This is a genomic window from Dehalococcoidales bacterium (assembly GCA_035529395.1).
In the GTDB taxonomy this organism is placed as follows: Bacteria; Chloroflexota; Dehalococcoidia; order Dehalococcoidales; family Fen-1064; genus DUES01.
Genome location: DATKWT010000065.1, coordinates 1 through 3,271 on the forward strand (window position 1 = coordinate 1; position 3,271 = coordinate 3,271).

Sequence of the window (3,271 nt, forward strand, 5' to 3'; positions counted from 1 at the left end):
GGGTATCAGCAGGAGTATTCTTCTAATCAGGTAAGTGCGCATAGCTTCCTCAATCGTACCCTATAGTAGCGATATTCGATTGGCGGGGCCTGCCGATAATCCCGATTACGGCACATACTGTGCGATTAGGGCGCAACAAATTGCGCGGCGCAACAGATAGCGCTTACGTCGAGATATACCCGATTACCCCCAGAACTCCGGACACGGGAGGGGGTGGTAGCGCTTAATTAAGCTGGAAATGGTCATCCTCTTCATCCCCCTCACTCTGGTTTCCCCCGACAGGGCCCGCCGCAGGTATTCCTTTCCAATTCTATCCAGCCCCGGCCTTCTCGCGTTGCCGTATCACACCTCCGGAGCGCCATTCCGAAGGGCTATCATGATCAGTTCGGTAAGCCTGTCCGTGTAATCTTCCAGTGTGTACCGCTTTCTTAGGACCCACCGGGAATGAGCCCAGCCGTTGGCCTCGCGAACAAGCACCCCGGCGACGAACCGGCAGTCGACCCGACCAAACTCACCATCCTGGATACCCCGCTCCAGTAGTGTGCTGAAATAGTCCGAGTGAACCGAAGCGGCCTCAAGCAGTGGCTCCCGCTCCTTCCGGCTCAGTGTTGCCGGCAGGTGGTCCAGGAAGATATACAGGTCCTGGTTCTCATTGACGTGCTCCAGGTACACCTTGATTGCCTGCCGGATGGCCTCTAGCGGCGGAAGCTCGGTGACCAGATTAACCAACTCCCCAAAGCGGTCGCTATGTGTAACTAAGCTCAACTCAGCAACCAGGTTGAGGATGTCTCTCTTCGAACCAACGTAGTAATAGAGCGTGCCCGTGGTAACCCCGCAAGTCCGGGCGATATCGCGCATGCCGGCGCGGCTATAGCCCTTCTTAGCGAACACCTTGACCGCGGCGCGCGCTATTTCTCTCCGCCTCTGGCGGACAAGGGGTTTGTTGGTGCTGAAAGTGCGTATTCTACTAGCTGTAGTGGTCATGGCGAGCTTAACACCTGTTACATAACGGCTGTTAGATACTTACCCCAATTATACAAAGTCTACAACAGGATGTCAATAGCGAGTTGAGACCTGCGATGCGCCGCCTGCAGGAGGAACATGGCTGGATGGGGGCTGGTGTCTGGTCAGCCTGCGCGTGATGCCAGTTTCTGCAAGGCGTCGGCTAGCTTGGGCCAGTGATGACGTGGTAATACCCCATGACCAATCCCTTCGAGCACCAGAAGTTCCGCATTCGGGAAGGCATTCACCTGTGCCTGGGCTGCCTCCAGTGAGACCAGGGGGTCCTGTTCGGCATGAACGACCAGAACTGGCACCCTGACCTGTCCGAGCCTCTCCGTTCTGTCTCCGGAGGTGGCATTGGCCCTGTTATGCAAGTCACCGCGTGCTGGAGAAGCACCACGGGCAATTGATTCCCTCCGACGTTCCTCGTAGTCCACTTCATCAAAGCTGGAACCGGCCATTGCCGCGAAGAGCTTCTTATGGTGCCGGGCGAGACCCTCAGTATCCGTCGGAAACGGCTCTCTCAGGACGGAGATTATCGAAAGGTCGGGGAGGGTGAAGCCTCTTGCCCCACTCGCCGTGGCCATTGGTGCAAGGCTGAGGACACGTTCCGGGTGCTCAATTGCAATGAAGTGGGCAATAGTGCCGCCCATGGCAAAACCGGCCACATGAGCAGCAGGTATTCCCAGCGTATCGAGTAGACCAACAGCGTCAGCAGCAAGGTCAGACATCGTGTACGGCGGTCGGGTAAGATCGATGTTCTCGATATCGGTACGTGCGCTCAAGCCTGCGTCCCGGTTGTCGTAGCGGATGACACGAAATCCGCGTGCCGCAAGCTCCTCGCAGAATCCGCGTGGCCACAGTGTCATATCAGAAAACCACCCCGTAACCAGGAGGAAAACCGGGGCGTTTTCATCCCCGAAACTCTGGTAAGCCAGATTTAGTTCCCCCGTCGATGACAGTATAGTAGCAAATTTGTCTTCCATAATTCACCTCTCATCACGGCAGCACCTTCAGTATAGGACTCAGAGGTTGTCCAGGTCTACCGCTCTGTCAGTCCGGGTCGACTCATATATCCCGAGGTCAACCTTCAATGGATTCGACACTTGCGTTCCTTTGCATACGAGTCGCCTGGTCTCCTCTGGTTGTTTCAATGCGCATACCTTATAAAGACTGCTTGACTGACTACCGGCAGTTTTTGTGATGGGACTAGCAGGGTGCTGAAAAAGGGGTGAAAAGCCGGAAACCAGTCCCAATTTCGTATCTGAACGGCGCGTCATTTTTCGCAAAATGAGGTTTTGCAGCACCCTGCTAGTGTATAGTAGAAACCTGTCTACGTCAATTGATGGGGACAGTTCGTATCGAGGCAGAGCATCATGGGCGGAGTGATAAACCTCAATCCAATGCCCTCATGACATTTCTTGCCCTACCCTTCCAGATAGGTACAGTCATGTTGGATGCTCGTTTCTTGGTCGTCAATGTGCCTGATTAAGGACAGAGGCTGCGAGACGGATATCACACAATCCGCTATCTTGTTGGATACAAGGCATGGAGTGACCTGGTCGCATCCTGCGGAAGGCTGTATGGAGAGAGTAGCGAGTGTCCTGGTACGTTGACTCAGAACGATTCAAGCCCAGTCATTCCCACTGCAAGTGCACGGTCAGAGGGTTGCAGGATCGGTCAGTGCCCCTCTATCACCTCTTCGTCGCTGCACCATATCCAGGCGCCGTCTGGGGGGACTGAGGGGGTAGAGATTATCTCCACCCCCTCTAAAAACCTACCAGTTCCTGGTATCGTACTCGTTCTTCACCCATTCATTGGCCAGCGGGCCAGGCGGGTAGCTGCTATCGTACAAGTCGAGCCAGCCGCTGCCCGATACGTTGTTCTTTCGCATGATATTGCCTTCCCCGAATACCGCGATGCCGAATGCCCCTGCGTCTGCAACTTCGTTCATCTTCACACTGTTGTTGTCCGAGCCGGACCACAACGATAAGCCATTATGTAGCATATCCCAGATCTCGTTGTGCATGACCTGACTGTTGCTGGCGTCGTTAAGCATCAGACCCCAATCGCATGAGGATATCATGTTCTTCATCACCTTGTTACCGCTCGCACCGACACCGCCACCATTGACATCGATACCGCAGTAACATGAGGTGAGGTAGGATGGATTTAACGGACACCAAAGTCAGGTAGAATAGAGAGACGGAGGTGTCAGATTGAAAGGGATTCCACAAGGAAGGTACACGAAGGAGTTTCGAGAGGAAGC

The 3,271-nt window shown here is 54.5% G+C and carries 2 protein-coding genes and 1 pseudogene; all 3 read right to left on the minus strand.

The features are described 5' to 3' along the window. Positions 1–342 precede the first annotated feature (342 nt). Positions 343–984, minus strand: a complete 642-nt coding sequence (locus tag VMW13_04400; protein HUV44056.1) for a TetR/AcrR family transcriptional regulator — start codon at positions 982–984, stop codon at positions 343–345. A 143-nt stretch (positions 985–1,127) separates the two neighbouring features. Further along, positions 1,128–1,988, minus strand: a complete 861-nt coding sequence (locus VMW13_04405; protein ID HUV44057.1) for an alpha/beta hydrolase — start codon at positions 1,986–1,988, stop codon at positions 1,128–1,130. A gap of 791 nt (positions 1,989–2,779) precedes the next feature. Beyond that, a pseudogene (locus tag VMW13_04410) lies at positions 2,780–3,145 on the minus strand (right-handed parallel beta-helix repeat-containing protein). Positions 3,146–3,271: the final 126 nt, after the last annotated feature.

Bases quoted from the DNA above. Each gene is read 5' to 3' on its own strand.
- VMW13_04400 (HUV44056.1), bottom strand. From the start codon at position 984: ATGACCACTACAGCTAGTAGAATACGCACTTTCAGCACCAACAAACCC.
- VMW13_04405 (HUV44057.1), bottom strand. From the start codon at position 1,988: ATGGAAGACAAATTTGCTACTATACTGTCATCGACGGGGGAACTAAAT.